We start from the raw sequence: 22,023 nt of genomic DNA, 5'->3' as shown, positions 1-22,023 counted from the left end.
TGCGGTTTTTCCCTATACCTCTGCGCTCAGGACAATTGACCCGCGGGCTTGGCGGCGGGTGTCGGGTTGCGCTGCGCTCCACCCGACCTACGATGCTTCCCAACAGGGCCCGTAGGTTGGGTGGAGCGCAGCGCAACCCAACTCACGGCTCCTTCCCGTCCACGCCGAAGCTGAGATGGATGCCCAGCACCTCCGCCGCGACCTTGGCGACGGACAGGTCGATGGGCGGCGGGGCGACGTTGACGCCCTTGCGCAGGGTTTCCGTCACGATCTCCAGCACCTTCAGGCGCGCGTACCATTTGGAGTTGGCGGGGACGGCGTGCCAGGGCGCGGTGTCGGTCGAGGTCTTCTCGAACATCGCCTCGATGGCCTTGGTGTAGTCGTCCCACTTCGCCCGGTTGCGCAGGTCCTCCTCGGTCAGCTTCCAGCGCTTGTAGGGGTTGGTCAGCCGCTCCCGGAAGCGGTCGAGCTGCTCGTCCTGGGTGATGTGCATGAAGATCTTGATGATGCGGGCGCCGTCGTCGGTCAGCATCCGCTCGAAGGCGACGATCTCGTCGTAGGCGCGCTTCCAGTCGTCCTTGCCGGCGAAGCCCTCCACCCGCTCCACCAGCACGCGGCCGTACCAGGAGCGGTCGAAGACCGCGAAGGTGCCCGGCGCCGGCAGCTTGGTCCAGAAGCGGTAGAGGTAGTGCTTGCCCTGCTCCTCGGCCGTCGGCGCGCTGATCGGCCAGACGTGGAAGCCGCGGGGGTCGAGCGGTTCGGTCAGGCGGCGGATGCAGCCGCCCTTGCCGGCGGCGTCCCAACCCTCGAACACCACAATGGCGCGGCGCTTTTCGTGCCAGTAGGTCTGCTGGATGTGCAGAAGCTCCTTCTGGAGCTTGTCGAGTCGCTTCTCGTACTCCTCCTTGCTGGCGATGGTGGCCGCCTTGACGTCCAGCTTGTCGAGGCGGATCTTGCCGTTCCCGTTTCCCATTCCTGTCCCTTCCGCTGCCGCCGATGGCGGAACCTTCGCGCCTCGCCGGGGTTGAGCGCGTGCGCACCGCCGGGCTTCCGTTGCCGCCGTTGAGCAATCCCATATGGGGCGATCCCATAGGGGGGCTTGCGGCTTGTCAACCGGCAAGCCGGGCGGGCGTGCCACAGCCGACCACGAGGAACCCCGGATGGCCACCGCTGGACCGCGCATCTACAACCTGTTTCCCACCCTGATCGGCCCGGTACGCGACTGGGCGGGACACCTGCCGCGCATCCAGGGCATGGGATTCGACTGGCTGTTCCTGAACCCGATCCACTATCCGGGCTTTTCCGGCAGCCTCTACGCCGTGAAGGACTATTACCGGCTGCATGATCGACTCCAAGGGAGTGCGCCGGAACACCCGGACGAGCTGCTGCGCGGCTTCATCGCCGAGGCGCGGCGGCACGGCCAGTCGGTGATGCTCGACCTCGTCATCAACCACACGGCCAAGGACGCGCTGCTGGTCGGGGAGCATCCGGACTGGTACCGGCGCGACGGCGACGGCGAACTGTACAGCCCGCGCGCCGTGGACCCGGTCGACCCGTCGCTGGTCACCGTGTGGGGCGACCTCGCCATGCTCGACTACGACAAGCCGGAGGCGCGGGCCGGGATGGTCGAGTACTGGACGCACTACCTGCGCCATTACATCGGGCTGGGCGTGAAGGGCTTCCGCTGCGACGCCGCCTACCAGATCCCGGCCGATGTCTGGAAGTCGCTGATCGACTCCTCCCGCGCCGTCGACCCGGAGGTCAAGTTCTTCGCGGAGACGCTGGGCTGCACGGTGGAGCAGGTGCGCGACCTGTGCGGCGCCGGCTTCGACTTCCTGTTCAACAGCGCCAAGTGGTGGGACTTCAAGTCGGATTGGCTGCTCGACCAGTATGACGAATTCCGCTGGATCGCGCCCTCCATCGCCTTTCCGGAAAGCCACGACACCGACCGGCTGGCGGCGGAGGTCGGCAGCCAGGACACGGAGCGGCTGGCCGCCCAGCTGAAGATGCACTACCTGTTCGCCGCCTCCTTCTCCACCGGCGTGATGATGCCCGTGGGGTTCGAGTACGGCTTCACGCGCAAGCTGGACGTGGTCCACACCACGCCGGAGGATTGGGAAACGCCGAAGCTCGACCTGACCGGCTTCATCGGCAAGGTCAACGCCATGAAGGCGGAGACCCCGGCGCTGAACGTCGAGGGGCCGCAGCGCCGCGTCACGTCGCCCCACAACCCGGTGGTCGGGCTGGTCCGCAGCACGCAGGGCTGGGCCAATGGGGAGGGGGACAGCTGCTCCGTCCTGCTGGTCAACCCCGACGAGTCGCAGGCGCACCCCATCGACCCCGGCCCGGTGCTGGCGCAGACCGGCGGCACCTTCGCCGACTTCGAGGACGTGACCCCGGACGCCGAGCCCGTTCCTTTTGAGCCCGGCCGCGACCTGCGCCTGCGCCCGCTGGAGATGCGCGTGTTCCGCGCCCGCCCGGCGCAGCGCCGGCCCATCGAGCTGCACCATCTGGGCGAGCAGGGGCCGCAGCACGACAAGGACTCGCGCGCCTGGATGGACGAGCTGGCGGCGCGGCGCGTCACCATCGAGAACGTCTATCCGGAGATCGAGGGCGGGCGCTTTGCGGTCAAGCGGGTGGTCGGCGACACGCTGGAGGTCTGGGCCGACATCTACACCGACGGCACCTTCGTGCTGGCCGCCCGCGTGATCTACCGGCCCGTGGACGAGGAGGCGTGGCGCGAGGTGCCCATGACCCTCTTCGAGAACGACCGCTGGGTCGGAAAGGTGCCGCTGACCCGCAACAGCCGCTACCAGTACAGCATCCTCGCCTGGCGCGACGTGTGGGAGAGCTGGCGCGCCGACTTCAAGAAGAAGCACGACGTCGGCATGGACGTCAGCCTGGAGCTGATCGAGGGCCGCCGCTTCGTCGAGCACGCCGTCGGCCTTGCTGACGGCGAGGGCCGGGGCGCGCTGGAGCGGGTGGTGGAGCGCATGACCACGCTCCAGGGCGAGGACCTGATCGCCTACGCCCTGTCGGACGAGCCGCGGCGGATCATGGCGCGGTATGGGGAGCGGCAGTACCTGTCGCGCTACGGCTGCGACCTGGAGGTCTATGTGGACCGCACGGCCGCGCGCTACTCCGCGTGGTTCGAGATCTTCCCGCGCTCCGCCTCGCCCGACCCGTCGCGACCGGGCAATTTCGACGACGTCGCGAACATGCTGCCCTTCATCCGGGACATGGGCTTCGACGTGCTGTACTTCCCGCCGATTCACCCGATCGGCCGCAGCTTCCGCAAGGGGCGCAACAACACGCTGAACCCCGGCCCGAATGACCCCGGCGTGCCCTACGCCATCGGCGCGACCGAGGGCGGCCACACCGAGATCGACCCGATGATCGGCGATCACGAGGGCTTCCGCCGCCTCGTAAAGGAGGCCCGGCGGCACGGAATCGAGATCGCGCTGGACTTCGCGGTCCAGTGCTCCCCCGACCATCCCTGGATCAAGCAGCACCCGCAGTGGTTCTATTGGCGCCCGGACGGCACGATCCGCTACGCCGAGAACCCGCCGAAGAAGTACCAGGACATCGTCAACGTCAGCTTCTACCGCGAAGCCTACCCGGACCTGTGGTACGCGCTGCGTGATGTCGTCCTGTTCTGGTGCGAGGAGGGGGTGCGCATTTTCCGCGTCGACAACCCGCACACCAAGCCCTTCCCCTTCTGGGAATGGATGATCCGCGAGGTGCAGGACCGCTACCCCGACGCGCTGTTCCTGGCCGAGGCCTTCACCCGGCCGAAGCTGATGAAGCGGCTGGCCAAGCTGGGCTTCACCCAGTCCTACAGCTACTTCACTTGGCGCAACACCAAGCCGGAGCTGACCGAGTACCTGACGGAGCTGACCCAGGGCGAGTCCAAGGACTACATGCAGCCCAATTTCTTCGCCAACACGCCGGACATCCTGCCGCCGATCCTGGTGCATGGCGGGCGGCCCGCGCACATGATGCGCGCCGTGCTGGCGTCCACCCTGTCCGGTGTCTACGGCCTCTATGCCCCGTATTTCGTCTGCGAGGCTGATCCCTACCCGGGCAAGGAGGAGTACAACCACTCCGAAAAATACGAGATCCGGCACTGGGACTGGAACAAGCCCGGCAACATCGTCGGCTACGTCAAGAAGCTGAACCAGATCCGGGCGGAAAACCCGGCGCTGCACCAGTTCACCAACCTGCGCTTCTACAACGCCTTCGACGACAACATCCTGCTCTACGGCAAGATGACGGAGGCGAAGGACAACGTGATCCTGATCGCGGTGAACCTGGACCCGCACAACGGCCACGGTGGCACCATCGAGGTTCCGCTGTGGGAGCTGGGCCTGCCCGACGGCGCCCACGTCCAGGTGGAGGACCTGTTCAGTGGCCACCGCTTCACCTGGATCGGCAAGTTCCAGCACGTCTGGCTCGACCCGAACCAGAACCCCGCCGCGATCTGGAGGATCAAGCCGCCCGGAGCGTGACCCCGCAACCGAGTCCGTCGTGGAGCGCCCAGGCTACAGCTGCACCTGGGTGCCCAGCTCCACCACGCGGTTGGGCGGGATCTTGAAGAAGTCGGTGGCGCTGACCGCGGTGCGGGACATCACGACGAACAGCTTCTCGCGCCACAGCGCCATGTGCGGGTTGATCCGTGGGATCAGCGTCTCGCGGCCCAGGAAGAAGGAGGTCGTCATCACGTCGAACTCCAGCCCGAAGGCCTTGCACAGACGCAGCGCCTTGGGAATGTTCGGCTCCTGCGAGAAGCCGTAGCGCACGGTCAGGCGGTAGAAGCCGTCGGCCAGCCCTTCCAGGACGACGCGGTCCTTGGCCGGCACGCGCGGCACGTCCTCCACCAGCACGGTCAGGAAGACGATGCGCTCGTGCATGACCTGGTTGTGCTTCAGGTTGTGCAGCAGGGCCATCGGCACGGTGGCGGCGCCGGAGGTCATGAAGACCGCGGTGCCCTTCACCCGCTGAATGTCGCCCGACTTCGCGTGACGCTTGATGAAGCTGTCCAGCGGCAGCGATTCCTCGGCCAGCCGGTGCGCCAGCACGGCGCGGCCGCGGCGCCACGTGGACATCAAGCCCAGCGCGGCGGCGGCGATGGCGAGCGGCACCCAGCCACCGTGCGGGATCTTCACCGCGTTGGCGGCGAACAGCGACAACTCCACGCTCAGGAACAGCGCCCCCAGCGTGACGCAGACCGGCACGCTCCAGCCCCAGCGGCGATGGGCCACGACCAGCGCCAGGACGGTGGTGATGCACATGTCGCCGGTCACGGCGATGCCGTAGGCGGTGGCCAGCCGGCTGGAGGAGCCGAACCACACCACCAAGCCGATGATCGCGATCAGCAGGCCCCAGTTGGCGCGCGGAATGTAGATTTGGCCGCCTTCCTCGTTGGAGGTGTGGCGGATGTCCAGCCGTGGGCAGAGCCCCAGCTGCACCGCCTGCCGCGTCAGCGAGAACACGCCGGAGATCACCGCCTGGCTGGCGATGACGGCGGCGCAGGTGGACAGCAGGATCATGGGGTACAGGCCCCATTCCGGCACCAGCAGATAGAACGGGCTGCGCACGGCCTCCGGATCGCTCAGCAGCAGCGCGCACTGGCCGAGGTAGTTCAGCAGCAGCGACGGCAGCACGACCGTCAGCCACGCGACCTTGATCGGGTGGCGGCCGAAATGGCCCATGTCGGCATAGAGCGCCTCGCCGCCGGTCACGGCCAGCACGACCGCGCCCAGCACCAGGAAGCCGATCCAGCCGTTGTTCTGGAAGAAGGCCACCGCGTAAGCCGGGTTGAGCGCCATCAGCACCCGCGGCTGCTGGACCAGCTGGACCAAGCCCAGGAGGCCCAGCGTGACGAACCACACGACCATGATCGGGCCGAACAGCTTGCCGACCTTGTCGGTGCCGTGGCTCTGGATCGCGAACAGGGCGATCAGGATGCCGACGGTCAGCGGCACCACGATGGATTCCAGCGCCGGCTCCGCGACCTCCAGCCCTTCCACGGCGCCCAGCACGGACACCGCGGGGGTGATCATGCCGTCGCCGTAGAACAGGGCGGCGCCGAACAGGCCCATGGCCATCAGGCCGGACAGGCGTCCGCTGGCGTCCGGGCGGCTGCTGGTGGCCAGCGCCAGCAGCGCCAGGATGCCGCCTTCACCCTTGTTGTCCGCCCGCATGACGAACAGCACGTACTTCACGGTCACGATGATCACCAGCGCCCAGAACACCAGGGACATGATGCCCATGATGTTCTCCGGGGTGAGCGCCAGCCCGTGCTCCGGCGAGAAGCATTCGCGCAGCGTGTACAGCGGGCTGGTCCCGATGTCGCCGTAGACGACGCCCAGGGCGCCGAGCGTGAGCGCGGCCAGCTTGCCCGAATCGGGAGCGGCGGCTTTCAGGGTCGTTTCTGACATGTGGGGAAGGGGGCGAGGTCCGTTAGGGGGTCCGGTTCTGGACGAAGAAGCCTCAAGCAAAGCGCGCAATGCCGGGCGGCGGCGTGCGACCGGTCGAACCGTCATACGCGCTTCCAGGGACCAATTCTAGCGCAAGCTGCGCCGCCCGTCCCGGCGCTGTTGCGCCTGCGACGATCTGCGCTTTCTTGTGTATGCGGGCTACAGCGTGCCGAAGCTGCGCGCCAGCGATCCGGCGATCAGGTACCAACCGTCGACCAGCACGAAGAAGATGATCTTGAAGGGAATCGCCACCATGGTCGGCGGCAGCATCATCATGCCCATGGACATCAGGATCGACGACACGACCATGTCGATGATCAGGAATGGCAGGAACAGCAGGAACCCGATCTCGAAGGCGCGCTTGATCTCCGAGATCATGAAGGCCGGCACCAGCACCTGCAGCGGCGTCTGGCTTTCCTCCTGGACATTCTCAATCCGCGCCATGTCCATGAACAGGCGCAGATCCTTCTCGCCGGTGTGCTTCAGCATGAACTCGCGCAGGGGGGCGGCGGTCCGGCGGAACGCCTCCATCTCGTCGATGTCCTGGTTGATCAGCGGCTGGATGCCCTGGGTGTAGCAGCGCTCGAACACCGGGGCCATGACGAAGAAGGTCAGGAACATCGCCAGCGACATCATCACCGTGTTCGGCGGCACCTGCTGCACCCCCAGCGCCGAGCGCAGGAAGGACAGCACGATGACGATGCGCGTGAAGGCGGTCATCATGATCAGGATCGACGGCGCCAGCGACAGCACGGTGATCAGCGCGATCATCTGGACGATGCGGCCGGTCGCGGTGCCGCCGGCGTCGCCCAAGTCGAAGGTCATGCTCTGGGCCAGCGCCGGGCTGGCCGCGAGCCCGCCGACGACGCCGATGACAAGTGCCAGCGCGCCGGCGAGCGCGAGACGCTTGGGCCCGCTCATGGCCGGGTCTCCGTCGCCTGGGCCGGTCCGGCCGTGTCAGACAGTGCCCCGCGGAACCCACCGCGCGCACCGCCGTCCACCACCGTGTCGCCGAAGGCGCTCAGCAGCAGCAGATGCTCCTGGTCGTCGCGGCGCACCAGCACCAGCCGGCGCTTGCCGTCCAGCGGAAGCACCTCGACGACGCCCAGCCGGCGCTGGCGCGACGGGGTGGACACCAGCCCGCCGAACCCGACGCGGCGCATCACCCAGGCCACCACCATGATCAGGGCGATGACGAACAGCAGGGCGACGATGAAACGGATGTACTGATCGAGGTCCATGGGTCAGGACGGCTTCTTGTCGGAAGGGGGCATGGGCGCAGAGGCGGGCGTGGCGGCGGGCGTGGCGGTGCGACCATAGGCGGAGGCGGCGCGCTGGCGGGCGCTGTGCGGGTCCGGCCGGCCCTCGGCGGCGGCGGCCATCGTCTCGCGCTGGCGGGCCAGCGCCCCGGCCAGCGCGTCGAGCGCCGCGACCAGCGCCTGGAACTCCGCCCGCAGCGGCTCGGCCAACGCGCCTCCGCGGTGGTCCTCGGCGGCGGCGCACAGCTCGGCGACGCGCGACTCGAGCCCGGCCAGATCGATGGGCGCGCCGGCCTCGGCCTGGGCGCAGGCGTCGTCCAGGGCCGCGGAGACGGCGGCGATGTCGCGGAGGAGGGCGGCGGTCATGGCACGGTCCCGATGGGTGAGGCTCCGACCGGAGCCTTCGCGTTGTCGGTCGATTCCGGGGCCGGTTCCGAAGAGGGCGGCAGGGTGCCGTTGGCGCGGTAGACGTAGGCGAGGATCTCGGCCACCGCGGCGATCGCCTCGATGGGGATCTCGCTGTCGATGTCCACCGCCGACAGGATCTGCACAAGGTCGGCGTCCTCGCGCACCTTCACGCCGTTGGCGAAGGCCAGTTCCAGGATCTGGTCCGCGACATGGCCTTTTCCGGTGGCGACGATGCGCGGCAGGGACTGCGCGCCCGGCTCGTACTTCAGCGCCACCGCGACGGGGCGGCGTGGGGGAGGGCGGTGGTTGGAGGACGGCGCGGACAAGGGATTCCTGCCGAATGGCCTAAGTCGTTGCGCGCATCCTGGAGGAACATGCTTAACGAAGCGTGAAGCCGCATTAGCCGTTCCCTTGGGCCGTTTCCCCGGACGTTCACTGGCCTTGTTGCTGCATCTGTTTCATGTGCTGCTGGTGCATGGCCTCATGCTCCGGGCTGTTGTGGTCCATGGCGCCGTGCTGCATGTGCTCGTGGTTCATGCCGTCATGAGTCATGGCGGCGCCCTCCGGCCCCATGGCGGCGGCGCCCAGCACCGGCACCTCGACGGTCACCGGGGGGGCCTTGGCGAAGGTCAGCGTCACCGGGAAATGGCTGCCCTGGGTCAGCGGCTGCTTCAGGCCGAGCAGCATGACGTGCAGCCCGCCGGGGCGGAGCGTCACCGGCTCGCCCGGGGCCACCGTGATGGCGTCCACGGGCCGCATCTTCATGACGCCGTTGTCCATCTGGTGGGTGTGCAGCTCCGCCTTCTCCGCGACGGGGGTCTGGGCGGAGACGATGCGGTCGGGCTCCGTCCCGCCGTTGGTCACCACCATGAAGGCGCCGCCGTTGCGCGCCGACGGCGCGGTGGCCCGCGCCCAGGGGCCGGTCACCGACAGGCCCCCGTCGGCGAGCGCCGGGGCGGCGGCGAAGCCCAGGGCCAGGGCGAAAGAGGCGGCGAGGGTGGCGGAGCGGGCGGGCTTGGTCATGGCGAATCGTCTTCCGGGGTGCGTTCTGCGCCGGCAGCTTAGCACGATCCGCCGACCCGTCCAGGGCGAGTCCGGCCCCGCGCATTCATCTTTCATTAACTTAAACAGCCGATGATCACCCTGACTTGGTGCATCCGGGCCGTCGCCACCGCGCGCGGCCTGCAATCCGGAACAGGGCCATGGACCTCGGCAATCTCGGCCTCTTCAAGCTGATGTCGCGCAAGATGGACTGGCTGACCCAGCGCCAGCAGGTGCTGTCCCAGAACATCGCAAACGCGGACACGCCGGACTACAAGGGCATGGACCTGAAGCCCTTCACCTTCCGTGACGCGCTGTCCGACGGCCGCCGGCTGGAGACGACGGCGACCAACCCCATGCATTTGGCGGGCACCCGCGGTCCCGGCGGCCTGAACAAGGAGCAGCGGGTCCGCAACCCGTACGAGACGAAGCCGGACGGCAACAACGTTGTTCTTGAAGAGCAAATGATGAAGGTCGGTCAGACCGGCATGGACTACCAGACCATCACGAACCTCTACAAGAAGCAGGTCAACATGATCAAATCGGCGATCCGCAGCGGCGGTTGACGGCGCGGCGGGACGGCCAGAGTTGAGAGTAGGGGCTGAGGGAGGCGGGACATGGATCTCTACAAGTCGATGGCGGTGTCCGCGGCCGGCATGAAGGCTCAGGGCACGCGCCTGAAGGTCATCGCGGAAAACCTTGCCAACGCCAACACCACGGCGGAAACGCCGGGCGACCTGCCGTACCGGCGCAAGGTCGTCACCTTCCAGAACGCGCTCGACCGCCAGACGGGCGTGGACACGGTCCGCGTCGCCAAAATCGACGTGGACAAGAAGGACTTCGAGCGACGCTACGACCCCTCGCACCCCTCGGCCGACGCCGACGGCTACGTCCTGATGCCGAACGTGAACACGGTCATCGAGGCCATGGACATGCGCGAGGCGCAGCGCACCTACGAGGCGAACCTGAGCGCCATCGACAGCGCCCGCCAGATGCTCTCGCGCACCATTGATATTCTCCGCGGCTGACGCCGCTTGGGCGACATTCTCCGCGGCTGACGCCGGTACGGTCTAGAGGAAGGATACGGGTCCCATGGTCAACCCCATCAACGCCGCCGCGGCCTACGCCAACACGGCCGCCCGGACCAACGGCCCAGGCCTGGCCCCGCGCGACGGCGCCAGCTTCGGCGACGTGCTGGAGCAGACGGCCAAGGACGCCATCGGCACCATGAAGAACAGCGAGAAGATGTCGGCCATGGCGGCCGTCGGGCAGGCCGACCTGACCGACGTGGTCCAGGCCGTGACCAACGCCGAGGTCACGCTGCAGACCGTCACCACCGTGCGCGACAAGGTGCTGAACGCCTACCAGGAAATCCTGCGCATGCCGATCTGACGGCACGCCGCCGAATAAATTGCCGTCGAAAAGTTTGCCGCCATGAACGAGACCGACGTCATCGAGCTGTGCCGCACCTCCATCGTCACGCTGGTGATGGTGGCGGGACCGATCCTCGTCATCATGATGGGGGTGGGCACGGTCATCTCGATCTTCCAGGCGGTGACGCAGATCAGCGAGCAGACGCTGGCCATGGTTCCGAAGGTGCTGTTGGTCTTCGGCCTGTCGATCCTGCTGGCGCCCTTCATGATGGGCGAGCTGCGGTCCTTCTTCGAGCATGAGATCGCCGACCGCATCGTCGCGATCGGCACGGGCGGTACTGGGGTCCCGAACGCGGGCAACCTGCCCGGCGGCGCCCTCTCCGGCGGCGCCTTTTCCGGTGGCGCCTTTTCCAGTGGCGGCGTATCCGGCCGCGGCGGATGAGCCTGCTGCAGCAGTTCCTGGGCGCGCAGCTGTTCGTCTGGCTGCTCGTCTTCGCGCGCGTCGGAACGGCCTTCAGCGTGATGCCGACCATCGGCGACGCTTTCGTCTCCACCCGCACGCGCCTTCTCTTCTCGCTGGCCGTCAGCGCGCTGGTCGCCCCGGTGCTGCGCGACCGCATGCCCGGCATGCCGGGGGACGTCTTCCGCCTGCTGGTGCTGATGGTGGGGGAGATGGCCGTTGGCATCTTCCTCGGCACTGTAGCCCGCCTGCTGATGGGGGCGCTGGAGGTGGCGGGCACCATCATCGCCTTGCAGACCGGCCTGTCCAACGCGCAGATGTTCAACCCGGCCATGGCCACCCAGGGTTCGCTGCCGGGCGCGCTGATGGGCTGGCTCGGCCTGCTGCTTCTGTTCATCACCGACCTGCACCACCTGCTGATCATGGCGGTGGTCGACAGCTATTCCACCTTCCAGCCGGGTGGGGCCATTCCCATCGACGACATGGCCAACGTCGTCGGGCAGTTGGTGTCGAAGAGCTTCCTGCTCGGCGTGCAGATGTCGGCGCCCTTCCTCATCACCGGCATGCTGTTCGCCCTGGCGCTTGGCCTGCTGAACAAGCTGGCGCCGCAGATCCAGGTCTTCTTCCTGTTCACCTCCGTCCAGGTGGCGATCGGCCTGTTCATGTTCGCCCTGACGCTGGCGGCGATGATGATGTTCTGGCTGACCCACTTCGAATCGACCTTCGTCGATTTCCTGAGACCGACCTGACCGCGGGGAAACGCCGGTGTCCGAAGACGCGGATGACGCTTCCAAAACGGAAGACCCGACACAGAAGAAGCTCGACAAGGCCCACGAGGAAGGCCAGTGGCCGATGTCGCCGGAGGTCGGGAATTGGCTTCTGGTCGCCACCATGCTCGTCCTGCTGACGTCATTCCTGCCGAAGACGTTGAAGGGGATGGTGCCGCGCCTGTCCTACTATTTCGAGAACGTCGACCAGTTCCCCATGGACCAGGCTTCCGTCGGGCTTCTCCTGATCCGGGTCCTGAAAGACGCGCTGTGGGCGCTGTGGCTGCCCATCCTGCTGCTGGGCGCCGCCGGCATCGCCGCGACCATCTTCCAGAAGGGCTTCCACGTCTCCTGGGGCCTGATCTCGCCCAAGTTCGGCAAGCTGAACCCGCTTCCCGGCCTGATGAGCATGGTCAGCGCCCAGAAGGGCGTCGAGCTGCTGAAGAGCATGGCGAAGCTCGCGGTGGTCGGCGGCGTGGCCTACATGGCCCTCCATCCGATGATGAGCGGCATCGAGCATTTCATCGGCATCGATATGATGCTGCTGCTGCGCGAGATGGACAGCCTCGCCTTCCGCCTGATCGTGGGCGTACTGTCGGTCCTGACCGTGCTGGCCGGCGCCGATGTCTTCTGGCAACGCTTCAACTACAACAAGAAGATGCGGATGACCAAGCAGGAGGTGAAGGACGAGCACAAGAACGCCGAAGGCGATCCCCAGGTCAAGGGGCGCATCCGCCAGATCCGCATGGAGCGCGCCCGCAAGCGCATGATGGCCGCCGTGCCCACCGCGGACGTGGTGGTCACCAACCCGACCCACTTCGCCGTCGCGCTGAAATACGACTCCTCGGCCATGTCCGCGCCGATGGTCGTGGCCAAGGGCGCCGACGCCGTCGCCTTCCGGATCCGCGAAATCGCCAAGGAGAATGACGTTCCGGTGATGGAGAACCCCCCGCTCGCCCGTGCGCTCTATGCCGCATGCGATATCGACGAGGAGGTTCCGTCCGAGCACTATCGCGCGGTGGCGGAAGTCATTACCTATGTTTTCAAGCTGAAAGGGCGTTCGGTCCGGAACTGACGGCGGCCGGCGGCCTTTCAAAACGGCGGGAGCCGCACCGGATCGATCCGGCCAGGCTTTCCCCATTTTGTGGCCCCGTTTGTGGCGAACGGCAGACCCGGAGCTTTGGTGGACGACGCATCCTCTTCCTTCCTCGACGGCACCCGCGTCGAAAGCCCCGCCGAATGGGCGGGCCATACGCCGGAACGCTCCGGCGGGGTGCTTGCGACGGCCGCGCTGGCGGTTCTCATCCTCGCCGGCCTCGCGGCCATGGGCGCCGGGCTGGTGCTCGACCACGATCCGATCGGCTGGGCGGGCGTGGTGCTCGCGGCGCTGGGCATCGCGGGGCTCGCCCTGCGGCTCGGCCGCGCGCGGCAGCGGCTGTCCCACATCGGCTCGCTGCTGGGCGGCGCGCTGGAGGGCGTGCCGGCGGGCCAGTTCGTCTGCGACGGCAACGGGCGCGCGGTCTTCGTGAACGCCGCCTTCCGGCGGCTGACCGGCTGGACCGAGGACGAATCTCCGATCCACGCGCTGGAACGCCAGTTCGCCGCCGACGCCGACAGCGCGGGCGAGTTCCGGCGCCTGCTCGACCGCGTACGCGGCGGGGCGGCCGGGACGGTGGAGCTTCCGGTTCCCACCGAGGGGCAGGGGGTGGAGTGGCGGCGCGTCCAGGCGCAGCCGATCGACGGCCATCCCGGCGCCATCCTTTGGCGCGTGGAGGACATCACCGCCCGGCGCGAACTGGAGCAGGTCATGCAGCGCGAGCAGACGAAGCTCGCCGACTTCATGGACAACGCGCCGATCGGCTTCTTCTCGGTGGACCAGGACGGCCATTTCCTGCTGGTGAACGCCACCCTGGCGAAGTGGCTGGGCTGCACGCCGGGCGACCTCGTGGATGGGGGGATTGGGGGCGGGCGCCGGCTGCACGACGTGCTGGCGAACCCGCCCGCCACCGCCAATTCGGCCCCCTACGACCTGCTGGAGGGCGGCGGGCTTGAGCAGCGCGGCGACGTTACCATGCGCGGGCTCCAGGGGCGGCGCTTCCAGGCCTCGGTGGCACAGACGGTGGTGGTCGGGGACGACGGGCGCTCGGTGCACACCCGTTCCGTCGTGCGCGACCTGACTCCGGAGCGCGAGTGGCAGGAGGCCCTGCGCCTGTCCGAACAGCGTTTCCAGCGCTTCTTCGAGGACGCGCCCATCGGCATCGCCCGCGTCGACGACGGCGGGCGGCTGGCGGAATGCAATCAGGCCTTCCTGGCGCTGATCGGCACCGACGCGGGCAGCGTCATCGGCCGGCCGATCACCGACCTGTTCGTGCCGACGGAGCGCGTGACGGTGGCCGAGCGGCTGTCGGCGGTGCAGGGCGGGGCGGACCCGGCGACCCCGCTGGAGGTGCGCCTGTCCGGCGGGCGCGACCTCGTGGCCCAGCTCTACGCGCGGCGGCTCGACAGCCGCGCCGGCGGGGTTGGTGGCGTGGGCGGCGGCGCGGGCAGTGATGGGGGCGGCGCCGACCTCATGCTCCACTTCATTGACATGACGGAGCGCAAGGGGCTGGAGGCGCAGTTCGCCCAGTCGCAGAAGATGCAGGCGGTGGGCCAGCTGGCCGGCGGCGTGGCGCACGACTTCAACAACCTGCTGACCGCGATGATCGGTTTCTGCGACCTGCTGCTGCTGCGGCACAAGCCGGGCGACCAGTCCTTCAGCGACATCATGCAGATCAAGCAGAACGCCAACCGCGCCGCCAACCTCGTGCGGCAGCTGCTGGCCTTCTCGCGGCAGCAGACGCTCCAGCCGCGCATCCTCAGCGTCACCGACGTGCTGGCGGAGCTGGCGAACCTGATGCGCCGCCTGATCGGCGAGAACATCGAGCTGAAGATGCTCCACGGCCGCGACATCGGCTTCGTGAAGGTGGACCAGAACCAGCTGGAGCAGGTGATCATCAACCTCGTGGTCAACGCGCGCGACGCCATGGCCGGCGGCGGGCGGCTGACCATCGTCACCTCCAATCACACGGTCGACCAGCCGCTGCGCCGCGAGCACGAAACGATCCCGGCCGGCGACTACGTCTCCATCGAGGTCATCGACACCGGCTGCGGCATCCCGAAGGAGAACCTGCAGCGCATCTTCGAGCCCTTCTTCTCGACCAAGGAGGTCGGGTCGGGAACCGGCCTGGGGCTGTCCACCGTCTACGGCATCGTGCGGCAGACCGGCGGGTTCGTGCTGGTGGAGTCGGTGGTGGGCGAGGGGACGACCTTCACCATCCTGCTGCCGCGCCACCAGGGCGAGGCGAAGCGGCCGGACCAGGGCGAGCCGCGCGAGCGCCGCGGCAGCGACCTGACCGGCTCCGGCACCATCCTGCTGGTGGAAGACGAGGACGCGGTGCGCGTCTTCTCCGCCCGTGCGCTGCGCAACAAGGGCTATCAGGTGCTGGAAGCCAAGAACGGCGAGGCCGCGCTCCAGCAGATCGGGGCGGATGGCACCGGCATCGACCTGCTGATCACCGACGTGGTGATGCCGCAGATGGACGGCCCGACGCTGGCCCGCCACGTGCGGCAGAAGCGCGCGGACATGCGCGTGATCTTCATCTCCGGCTACGCCGAGGACCGCCTGGGCGAGATCGACGGTGTCGAGGTCGCCCACTTCCTGCCCAAGCCCTTCTCCCTGAAACAGCTGGCTTCCAAAGTGAAGGAGGTCATGCGGGAAGGGAAATAGTTGGCCGAATTACGCGGCCGACGACACCCGCCACGCGTGGTACGGCCAAACCTCCGTCCCCGGCACCGCGACCGGCTCCCAGCCGGCGCGGCCCGTGCCGATGCCGCGGTCGGACAGCACCAGCGCGCCCGGGGCCAGGAACGGCTCGATCAGCCCGCCGATCCAGGCGCGGATGCCGTCCTCGTCCTCCTCCTTCGCGCTGCCGATGTCGGCGTGCGCCAGCCGCACCGTGCCTCGGAACCGCTCCGCCGCCGCGGGCAGGGTCTCGCGAAAGTCGCCGAGAAACAGCCGGTCCTCGTCGGGCCGGAGGTCGGACGGGACGCGCGCCCACATGTCGAACACCAGGATGTCCCGGGGCGGGAACAGGCGGCGCAAATGATCGTAGGTCCGACCCTTGCCGAGGCCGATCTCCATCACCATACCATGGGTCCCTTCGACGCATCCCGCCGCCCACCCCAGCGCCGTGCGCTGGGTCGTCAGCCGGTCGATCATGCGGTCGAGGGTGGACCGTTCAACCTTCATCGAAACCTCTCCGAACCCGTTCCGTAGCCCGTCTTGCGGACAGGCGCGAACGGGCCGGACATGGTGCGGGCATCAACGCCGCGCCAGCCGCCTAGCACCTTCGGCATAATCGCCGAAATGAGAACGTTTGATGAACTTTAGCCTTTGCCGATGAGAACGGAACTGGTACATTGCACGTCATAGCAAGACCGTTGGCCCAGGGCCGTAGATGTGATCTAACAAGGGGGGACGGGCATGTCGTCCGCACAGCTTCGTTTGGTCGAGAAGGATTCCATGGATAAGCAAAAGGCCCTGGACGCCGCGCTGGCGCAGATCGAGCGCGCCTTTGGCAAGGGCTCGATCATGAAGCTCGGCGCCCGCGAGAACACGGTCGAGACGGAGGTCGTATCCACCGGCTCGCTCGGCCTCGACATCGCGCTGGGCATCGGCGGCCTGCCGCGCGGCCGCATCATCGAGATCTACGGGCCGGAAAGCTCGGGCAAGACGACGCTGGCCCTGCACGCCATCGCCCAGGCCCAGAAGGGCGGCGGCACCTGCGCCTTCGTGGACGCGGAGCACGCGCTGGACCCGGCCTACGCCCGCAAGCTGGGCGTGAACGTGGACGAGCTGTTGATCTCCCAGCCCGACGCCGGCGAGCAGGCGCTGGAGATCGCCGACACACTGGTCCGCTCCGGCGCCATCGACGTGCTGGTGGTCGACTCGGTCGCTGCCCTCGTGCCGCGCGCCGAACTGGAAGGCGAGATGGGCGACAGCCACGTCGGCCTGCACGCCCGCCTGATGAGCCAGGCGCTGCGCAAGCTGACCGGTTCCATCTCCAAGTCGAACTGCCTGGTGATTTTCATCAACCAGATCCGCCTGAAGATCGGCGTGATGTTCGGCAACCCGGAGACGACCACGGGCGGCAACGCGCTGAAGTTCTACGCCTCCGTCCGCCTGGACATCCGCCGCATCGGCGCCATCAAGGACCGCGAGACGGTGGTGGGCAACCAGACCCGCGTGAAGGTGGTGAAGAACAAGATGGCCCCGCCGTTTCGCGTGGTCGAGTTCGACATCATGTACGGCGAGGGCGTGTCCAAGGTGGGCGAGTTGCTCGACCTCGGCATCCAGGCCGGCGTGGTGGAGAAGTCGGGCGCCTGGTTCAGCTATGACGGTACCCGCATCGGCCAGGGCCGCGAGAACGCCAAGACCTACCTGCGCAACAACCCGGCCACGGCCGACGCCATCGAGGCCAAGATCCGTGGCAACGCGGGCCTCGTCGCCGACGCCATGATGGGCACCCCGGAAACCGACGGCGACGCCGCTACGCCGGAGTGAGCCGCGGCGCTTGTGCGCTGACGAACGAAGCCCCTTCCCGGTCTGCCGGGAAGGGGCTTTTTCTTTGGCGTCGAGACGGAGGGATGGCTCCGCCCCGGCGCGTTTCATACGTGATCAGAACGGAACGATCAGGCGGCCCCAGGCGCGGGTGTCGGTGCCGCCGTAGTTTTCTTCGTGGACCGTGCGGGTCAGGTAGCCCTGCAGGATCACCTTTTCAAAGTTGTAGCCGACCAGGGCGCCCAGCGCGACCTGCTCCTGCTTCTTGTAGGTGGAGGTCGGCTTGTTCAGGTCCCAGGAGGCGAAGCCGACGGGGCCGACCGTCCACTTGCCGAAATTCTTCGTGGCGGTCACGTCGAGGTTCAGGAAGTCCGGGTTGATCGTCCGCGACGCCGAACGGGTGTGGATGCCGTAGATCGTGTTGGCGGTCAGGTTCCAGTCGTCGGCGGTGTAGCTGATGCCGACACGCTGGTTGATCGAGGTCGAGTCAAAGCCCAGCTTGTTGCCCACCGGCAAATAGACGCCCAGCAGGTAGCTGACGCCGAGGCCGTTCCCCAGGTCCCAGGCCAGCTGCCCGGCCAGGAGCGGGTTGTAGATGCCGCTTGTGAAGTTGCTGTCCTGGACGCCGACGGCAAGAGCGGGCAGGGCGGCCAGCAGTTGGACGCGGCCGCCCAGCACCTTGGCCGGCGTCGACCAGGCGACCACCGGAATGTTGACGGCCAGCGTCGTGTCGGGAGCGCCGTTCTGCCCCTCGCGTACGCCCCAATCGAAGGTGTCGACGAAATAGATGCCTTCCGGCAGCGGAGCACCGACCGCGAGGCCGACGGTCTCGCCCGGCTGGGTCACCGAACCCGCCAAGGCCGGCGAAGCCGCCGTCACACACAGCGCCGTCACACAGGCCGCCGCCGCGACGCCGCCTTTGAGGGCCAGGGAACCAATGGATTTGCGCAGCTTCGAGCCAGGATCATTCAGCATCGCTTTTGTCTTTCCTTTATAAAACGTCGTCCCCGGAAGTCCAGGAGGGGCCATCCGCGCGCCGGAATTCACTACAGAGATGCCGGCCGCAACAATTGACCCATCGCCTGCTTGTGCGGCGGACTAATACGATCGTTTGGGTATTAGGAAACAATGGTACTTTCGTTCGGAAAATTGTGCGCGCACGGCAAGTCTCTTGCCGCAATTGCGAAAAATGCGCCTCCTCAACGGAGATCATGAAAGGGGGTGATGTCCGTGTTGTGCGGCCTCGGGGAGAGGCTCTGTACGAAAGTACAACGGTCAAACCATTGCAAATAAGTGATGTTGTCTATAAATTGGCTTCCTCAACATGTCAGTATTATACGGAAGAACAATGCCGCCGAGTCGTTATGATAAGCCATTGATATTGATAGAGCTGCGGCGCAATATTCGAAAAAGCGCACCAATGACTCTTTCGTCCAATTTGTTCTTAAGAATGATGCCGTCAATCATGCATCGGCGGCCGTTCGCGCCGGCGGCCGCACTGGCCATATGTCGCCCTGCCGCACATGGGCTGGGCCATCTTGCCCGAACCCGCGAATAACCCTATATTCAGGCGTGGCGGACGGATGTTCCTGCACCCGCCCGCCGGCCCGGTCCTAGCGGTTCAGGAGGTCAAGCGCGAGCTTGATCGCCGTCAACAGCAGGATCAGGAGTTCGAGGATCCGTTTCATCCTACGAGCCTCCTAATGAGCGGCGGGGCGGTGGCCTATTCCACCGCCCGTCCGCGCCGCCGATGAAGCAAGAACACTGCGTCCTGTCGACGCGACCTGACGCCGCGTTGGCTGGCCCGCGGCGCCGCATCGCGATGCCCGCGACGCTGGCAGTCTGTGGACAGCCACACCAAGTCACGCTAAAAGCACGTTTCGGCCGCGAACAAGGCCGCGCCGCCGACTGTTGCCGACCGTAGCCGGAGCCTGGACACGCTTATGAAGACCGCCAACGACATCCGCCGCACGTTCCTGGACTATTTCGCGAAGAACGGCCACCAGATCGTGGAGTCGTCGCCGCTGGTTCCGCGCAACGACCCGACGCTGATGTTCACGAACGCCGGCATGGTGCAGTTCAAGAACGTCTTCACCGGCGCGGAGCCGCGACCTTACAAGCGTGCCACCACCTCGCAGAAGTGCGTGCGCGCGGGCGGCAAGCACAACGACCTGGACAACGTCGGCTACACGGCGCGCCACCACACCTTTTTCGAGATGCTCGGCAACTTCTCGTTCGGCGACTACTTCAAGGACGACGCCATCGCGTTCGCCTGGAACCTCGTCACCAAGGAGTTCGGGCTTCCGGCCGACAAGCTGCTGGTCACCGTCCACACCTCCGACGAGGAGGCCGCGGGCATCTGGCGCAAGGTCGCTGGCCTGTCGGACGACAAGATCATCCGCATCCCGACCGACGACAATTTCTGGCGCATGGGCGACACCGGCCCCTGCGGTCCCTGCTCGGAGATCTTCTTCGACCACGGCCCGCACATCGCCGGCGGTCCTCCGGGCTCGCCCGACCAGGACGGCGACCGCTTCATCGAGATCTGGAATCTCGTGTTCATGCAGTATGAGCAGCGCGGGCCGAACGACCTGATCGCGCTGCCCAAGCCGTCCATCGACACCGGCATGGGGCTGGAGCGTCTGGCGGCCGTGCTGCAGGGCAAGCACGACAACTACGACATCGACCTGATGCGCGCCCTGATCATGGCCTCGGCGGAGGGCACCGGCACGTCGCCGGACGGCGCGCACGCCGTGTCGCACCGGGTCATCGCCGACCACCTGCGCTCCTGCTCCTTCCTGATCGCCGACGGCGTCCTGCCGTCGAACGAGGGCCGCGGCTACGTGCTGCGCCGCATCATGCGCCGCGCCATGCGCCACGCCCACATGATCGGCGCGCGCGAGCCGTTGATGCACCGCCTCGTCCCGGCGCTGATCCAGCAGATGGGCGACGCCTATCCGGAGCTGAACCGCGCCCGCGCGCTGATCGTCGAGACGCTGAAGCTGGAGGAGACCCGCTTCAAGCAGACGCTGGAGCGCGGCCTGCGCCTGCTGGAGGACGAGGTCGGCCGCCTGGGCGAGGGCCAGCCGCTGCCCGGCGACGTTGCCTTCAAGCTGTACGACACCTACGGTTTCCCGCTGGACCTGACGCAGGACGTGCTGCGCACCCAGGGCCGCCCGGTGGACGAGGACGGCTTTAAGGCCGCCATGGACGAGCAGCGCCGCAAGGCCCGCGAGTCCTGGGCCGGCTCGGGCGAGGCGGCGACCGAGACGCTGTGGTACGAGCTGAAGGACGAGCTCGGCGCCACGGAGTTCTTCGGCTACGACACCGAGGTCGCCGAGGGCAAGGTGACCGCCATCGTCAAGGGCGGCGCTCGCGTGGAGCAGGCGGCGCTCGGCGACGAGGTCATGGTTATCGTGAACCAGACCCCCTTCTACGGCGAGTCGGGCGGTCAGGTCGGCGACTCCGGCGTGATCTTCTCCGCCGAGGGCACCGAGTTCGCGGTCGCCGACACCCAGAAGAAGCTGGGTGCCGTCTGGGCCCACATCGGCACGGTCACCAAGGGCACGCTGAAGGTCGGCGACATGGTGGAACTGCGCGTGGACACGGAGCGCCGCTCGGCCATCCGCGCCAACCACTCCGCCACCCACCTGCTGCACGAGGCGCTTCGCCATCGCCTGGGCGAGCACGTCACGCAGAAGGGCTCGCTGGTCTCGTCGGAGCGGCTGCGCTTCGACATCAGCCAGCCGGTCGGCCTGACCCAGGACGACATCGCCGCGGTGGAGAACGAGGTCAACCGCCGCATCCTCGCCAACAGCGAGGTGGTCACCCGCCTGATGTCCCCGGACGAGGCGCGCCAGATGGGCGCCATGGCCCTGTTCGGCGAGAAGTACGGCGACGAGGTGCGTGTCGTCTCCATGGGCGGCCCGCACGGCGAGCTTGACCGCGACTATTCCATCGAGCTGTGCGGCGGCACCCACGTTCGTCGCACCGGCGACATCGGCCTGCTGAAGATCGTCGCCGAGGGCGCAGTGGCGGCCGGCGTGCGCCGCATCGAGGCGCTGACCGGCACTGGCGCCAAGGCTTGGCTGTCGGAGCGCGACCACCTGCTGACCGAGGCGGCCTCCGTCCTGAAGGTCCGTCCGGAGGAGGTCCCGACCCGCCTCGCCGCCCTGGTGGACGAGCGCAAGAAGATGGAACGCGAGCTGGCCGAACTGCGCCGTCAGGTCGCCATGGGCGGCGGTGCGAAGGCAGACGGCGGCGGCGAGGCGAAGGACATCGCCGGCGTGAAGTATGCCGCGCGCGTCGTGGACGGCCTGCCGGCCAAGGACCTGAAGCCGATGGCCGACGAGCTGAAGAAGCAGGTCGGTTCCGGCGTCGTCGTGCTGATCGCCTCCAACGAGGGCAAGGCCTCCATCGTCGTCGGCGTCACCGACGACCTGACGGCCAAGTTCAGCGCGGTCGATCTCGTCCGCGTGGGTGCGGAGGCCCTGGGCGGGAAGGGCGGCGGCGGCCGTCCGGACATGGCCCAGGCCGGCGGCCCGGACGCGTCGCTGGCGCCTGCGGCGGTCGATGCGATCGAAAAGGCCGTCGCGTCGAAAGTTGCGTCGTAAGCGCAATTCCCTGCTACGTCGTGT

At 67.4% G+C, this 22,023-nt stretch carries 19 protein-coding genes; 10 read left to right on the top strand and 9 right to left on the bottom strand.

Annotated features, from left to right (window positions below):
• Nucleotides 1-142 precede the first annotated feature (142 nt).
• Nucleotides 143-973 carry a polyphosphate kinase 2 family protein gene (locus tag M2351_RS09915; RefSeq protein WP_264655932.1) on the bottom strand — a complete coding sequence of 277 codons (831 nt, stop codon included), beginning with the start codon at nucleotides 971-973 and terminating at the stop codon, nucleotides 143-145.
• A 187-nt stretch (nucleotides 974-1,160) separates the two neighbouring features.
• Here M2351_RS09915 and M2351_RS09910 point away from each other — a divergent pair, with 187 nt between their 5' ends.
• Nucleotides 1,161-4,508: a maltotransferase domain-containing protein gene (locus tag M2351_RS09910; protein ID WP_264655931.1), complete on the top strand. Its 3,348-nt coding sequence runs from the start codon at nucleotides 1,161-1,163 to the stop codon at nucleotides 4,506-4,508.
• A gap of 33 nt (nucleotides 4,509-4,541) precedes the next feature.
• Here M2351_RS09910 and M2351_RS09905 read toward each other — a convergent pair whose 3' ends face one another.
• From M2351_RS09905 to M2351_RS09880, 6 genes are all read right to left on the bottom strand, one after another.
• Nucleotides 4,542-6,440, bottom strand: a complete 1,899-nt coding sequence (locus M2351_RS09905; RefSeq protein WP_264655930.1) for a potassium transporter Kup — start codon at nucleotides 6,438-6,440, stop codon at nucleotides 4,542-4,544.
• A gap of 198 nt (nucleotides 6,441-6,638) precedes the next feature.
• Nucleotides 6,639-7,400 carry a flagellar type III secretion system pore protein FliP gene (gene fliP / locus M2351_RS09900; protein ID WP_264655929.1) on the bottom strand — a complete coding sequence of 254 codons (762 nt, stop codon included), beginning with the start codon at nucleotides 7,398-7,400 and terminating at the stop codon, nucleotides 6,639-6,641.
• Nucleotides 7,397-7,720 (bottom strand): FliO/MopB family protein, encoded by a 324-nt coding sequence (locus M2351_RS09895; protein ID WP_264655928.1) that lies wholly within the window; start codon nucleotides 7,718-7,720, stop codon nucleotides 7,397-7,399. The genes fliP and M2351_RS09895 overlap by 4 nt, the downstream gene beginning before the upstream one ends.
• 3 nt (nucleotides 7,721-7,723) lie before the next feature.
• Complete coding sequence (locus tag M2351_RS09890) at nucleotides 7,724-8,104, bottom strand: hypothetical protein (protein ID WP_264655927.1); 381 nt, start codon at nucleotides 8,102-8,104, stop codon at nucleotides 7,724-7,726.
• Entirely contained in the window at nucleotides 8,101-8,472 is a 372-nt protein-coding gene (locus tag M2351_RS09885) for an EscU/YscU/HrcU family type III secretion system export apparatus switch protein (RefSeq protein ID WP_264655926.1), read from the bottom strand. The genes M2351_RS09890 and M2351_RS09885 overlap by 4 nt, the downstream gene beginning before the upstream one ends.
• 106 nt (nucleotides 8,473-8,578) lie before the next feature.
• Nucleotides 8,579-9,169: a copper chaperone PCu(A)C gene (locus M2351_RS09880; protein WP_264655925.1), complete on the bottom strand. Its 591-nt coding sequence runs from the start codon at nucleotides 9,167-9,169 to the stop codon at nucleotides 8,579-8,581.
• Between the two features lie 179 nt (nucleotides 9,170-9,348).
• Here M2351_RS09880 and flgB point away from each other — a divergent pair, with 179 nt between their 5' ends.
• The 7 genes from flgB (at nucleotide 9,349) to M2351_RS09845 (ending at nucleotide 15,553) form a co-directional block, all read left to right on the top strand.
• Entirely contained in the window at nucleotides 9,349-9,753 is a 405-nt protein-coding gene (flgB, locus tag M2351_RS09875; protein ID WP_264655924.1) for a flagellar basal body rod protein FlgB, read from the top strand.
• Between the two features lie 51 nt (nucleotides 9,754-9,804).
• Complete coding sequence (gene flgC, locus M2351_RS09870; RefSeq protein ID WP_264655923.1) at nucleotides 9,805-10,215, top strand: flagellar basal body rod protein FlgC; 411 nt, start codon at nucleotides 9,805-9,807, stop codon at nucleotides 10,213-10,215.
• Nucleotides 10,216-10,279: 64 nt separating this feature from the next.
• Nucleotides 10,280-10,579, top strand: a complete 300-nt coding sequence (fliE, locus tag M2351_RS09865) for a flagellar hook-basal body complex protein FliE (RefSeq protein WP_264655922.1) — start codon at nucleotides 10,280-10,282, stop codon at nucleotides 10,577-10,579.
• Between the two features lie 42 nt (nucleotides 10,580-10,621).
• Nucleotides 10,622-11,002 (top strand): flagellar biosynthetic protein FliQ, encoded by a 381-nt coding sequence (locus M2351_RS09860; protein ID WP_264655921.1) that lies wholly within the window; start codon nucleotides 10,622-10,624, stop codon nucleotides 11,000-11,002.
• Complete coding sequence (gene fliR / locus M2351_RS09855) at nucleotides 10,999-11,769, top strand: flagellar biosynthetic protein FliR (protein WP_264655920.1); 771 nt, start codon at nucleotides 10,999-11,001, stop codon at nucleotides 11,767-11,769. Before M2351_RS09860 ends, fliR begins: the two co-directional genes overlap by 4 nt.
• A 16-nt stretch (nucleotides 11,770-11,785) precedes the next feature.
• A complete protein-coding gene (flhB, locus tag M2351_RS09850; RefSeq protein ID WP_264655919.1) occupies nucleotides 11,786-12,862 on the top strand; it encodes a flagellar biosynthesis protein FlhB in 1,077 nt (358 codons plus the stop codon).
• 108 nt (nucleotides 12,863-12,970) lie between these two features.
• Entirely contained in the window at nucleotides 12,971-15,553 is a 2,583-nt protein-coding gene (locus tag M2351_RS09845) for a PAS domain S-box protein (RefSeq protein WP_264655918.1), read from the top strand.
• A gap of 9 nt (nucleotides 15,554-15,562) precedes the next feature.
• Here the strand turns inward: M2351_RS09845 and M2351_RS09840 are convergent, their stop codons facing one another.
• Nucleotides 15,563-16,075 (bottom strand): class I SAM-dependent methyltransferase, encoded by a 513-nt coding sequence (locus M2351_RS09840; protein WP_264655917.1) that lies wholly within the window; start codon nucleotides 16,073-16,075, stop codon nucleotides 15,563-15,565.
• Nucleotides 16,076-16,309: 234 nt separating this feature from the next.
• Between M2351_RS09840 and recA the strand changes: the two genes are divergently transcribed.
• On the top strand, nucleotides 16,310-17,389 hold the full coding sequence (recA, locus tag M2351_RS09835) for a recombinase RecA (RefSeq protein ID WP_264655916.1): 1,080 nt from the start codon (nucleotides 16,310-16,312) through the stop codon (nucleotides 17,387-17,389).
• 114 nt (nucleotides 17,390-17,503) lie between these two features.
• Here recA and M2351_RS09830 read toward each other — a convergent pair whose 3' ends face one another.
• Nucleotides 17,504-18,361, bottom strand: a complete 858-nt coding sequence (locus M2351_RS09830; protein WP_264655915.1) for a transporter — start codon at nucleotides 18,359-18,361, stop codon at nucleotides 17,504-17,506.
• Nucleotides 18,362-19,329: 968 nt separating this feature from the next.
• Here M2351_RS09830 and alaS point away from each other — a divergent pair.
• A complete protein-coding gene (alaS, locus tag M2351_RS09825) occupies nucleotides 19,330-21,999 on the top strand; it encodes an alanine--tRNA ligase (protein ID WP_264655914.1) in 2,670 nt (889 codons plus the stop codon).
• The last annotated feature ends 24 nt before the right edge of the window (nucleotides 22,000-22,023 follow it).

The sequence above is a fragment of the Azospirillum canadense genome, from assembly GCF_025961225.1.
Taxonomy (GTDB): Bacteria; Pseudomonadota; Alphaproteobacteria; order Azospirillales; family Azospirillaceae; genus Azospirillum; species Azospirillum canadense.
Note: the sequence above shows the minus strand (reverse complement) of the source record. Positions and strands in the feature narration are given on the sequence as shown.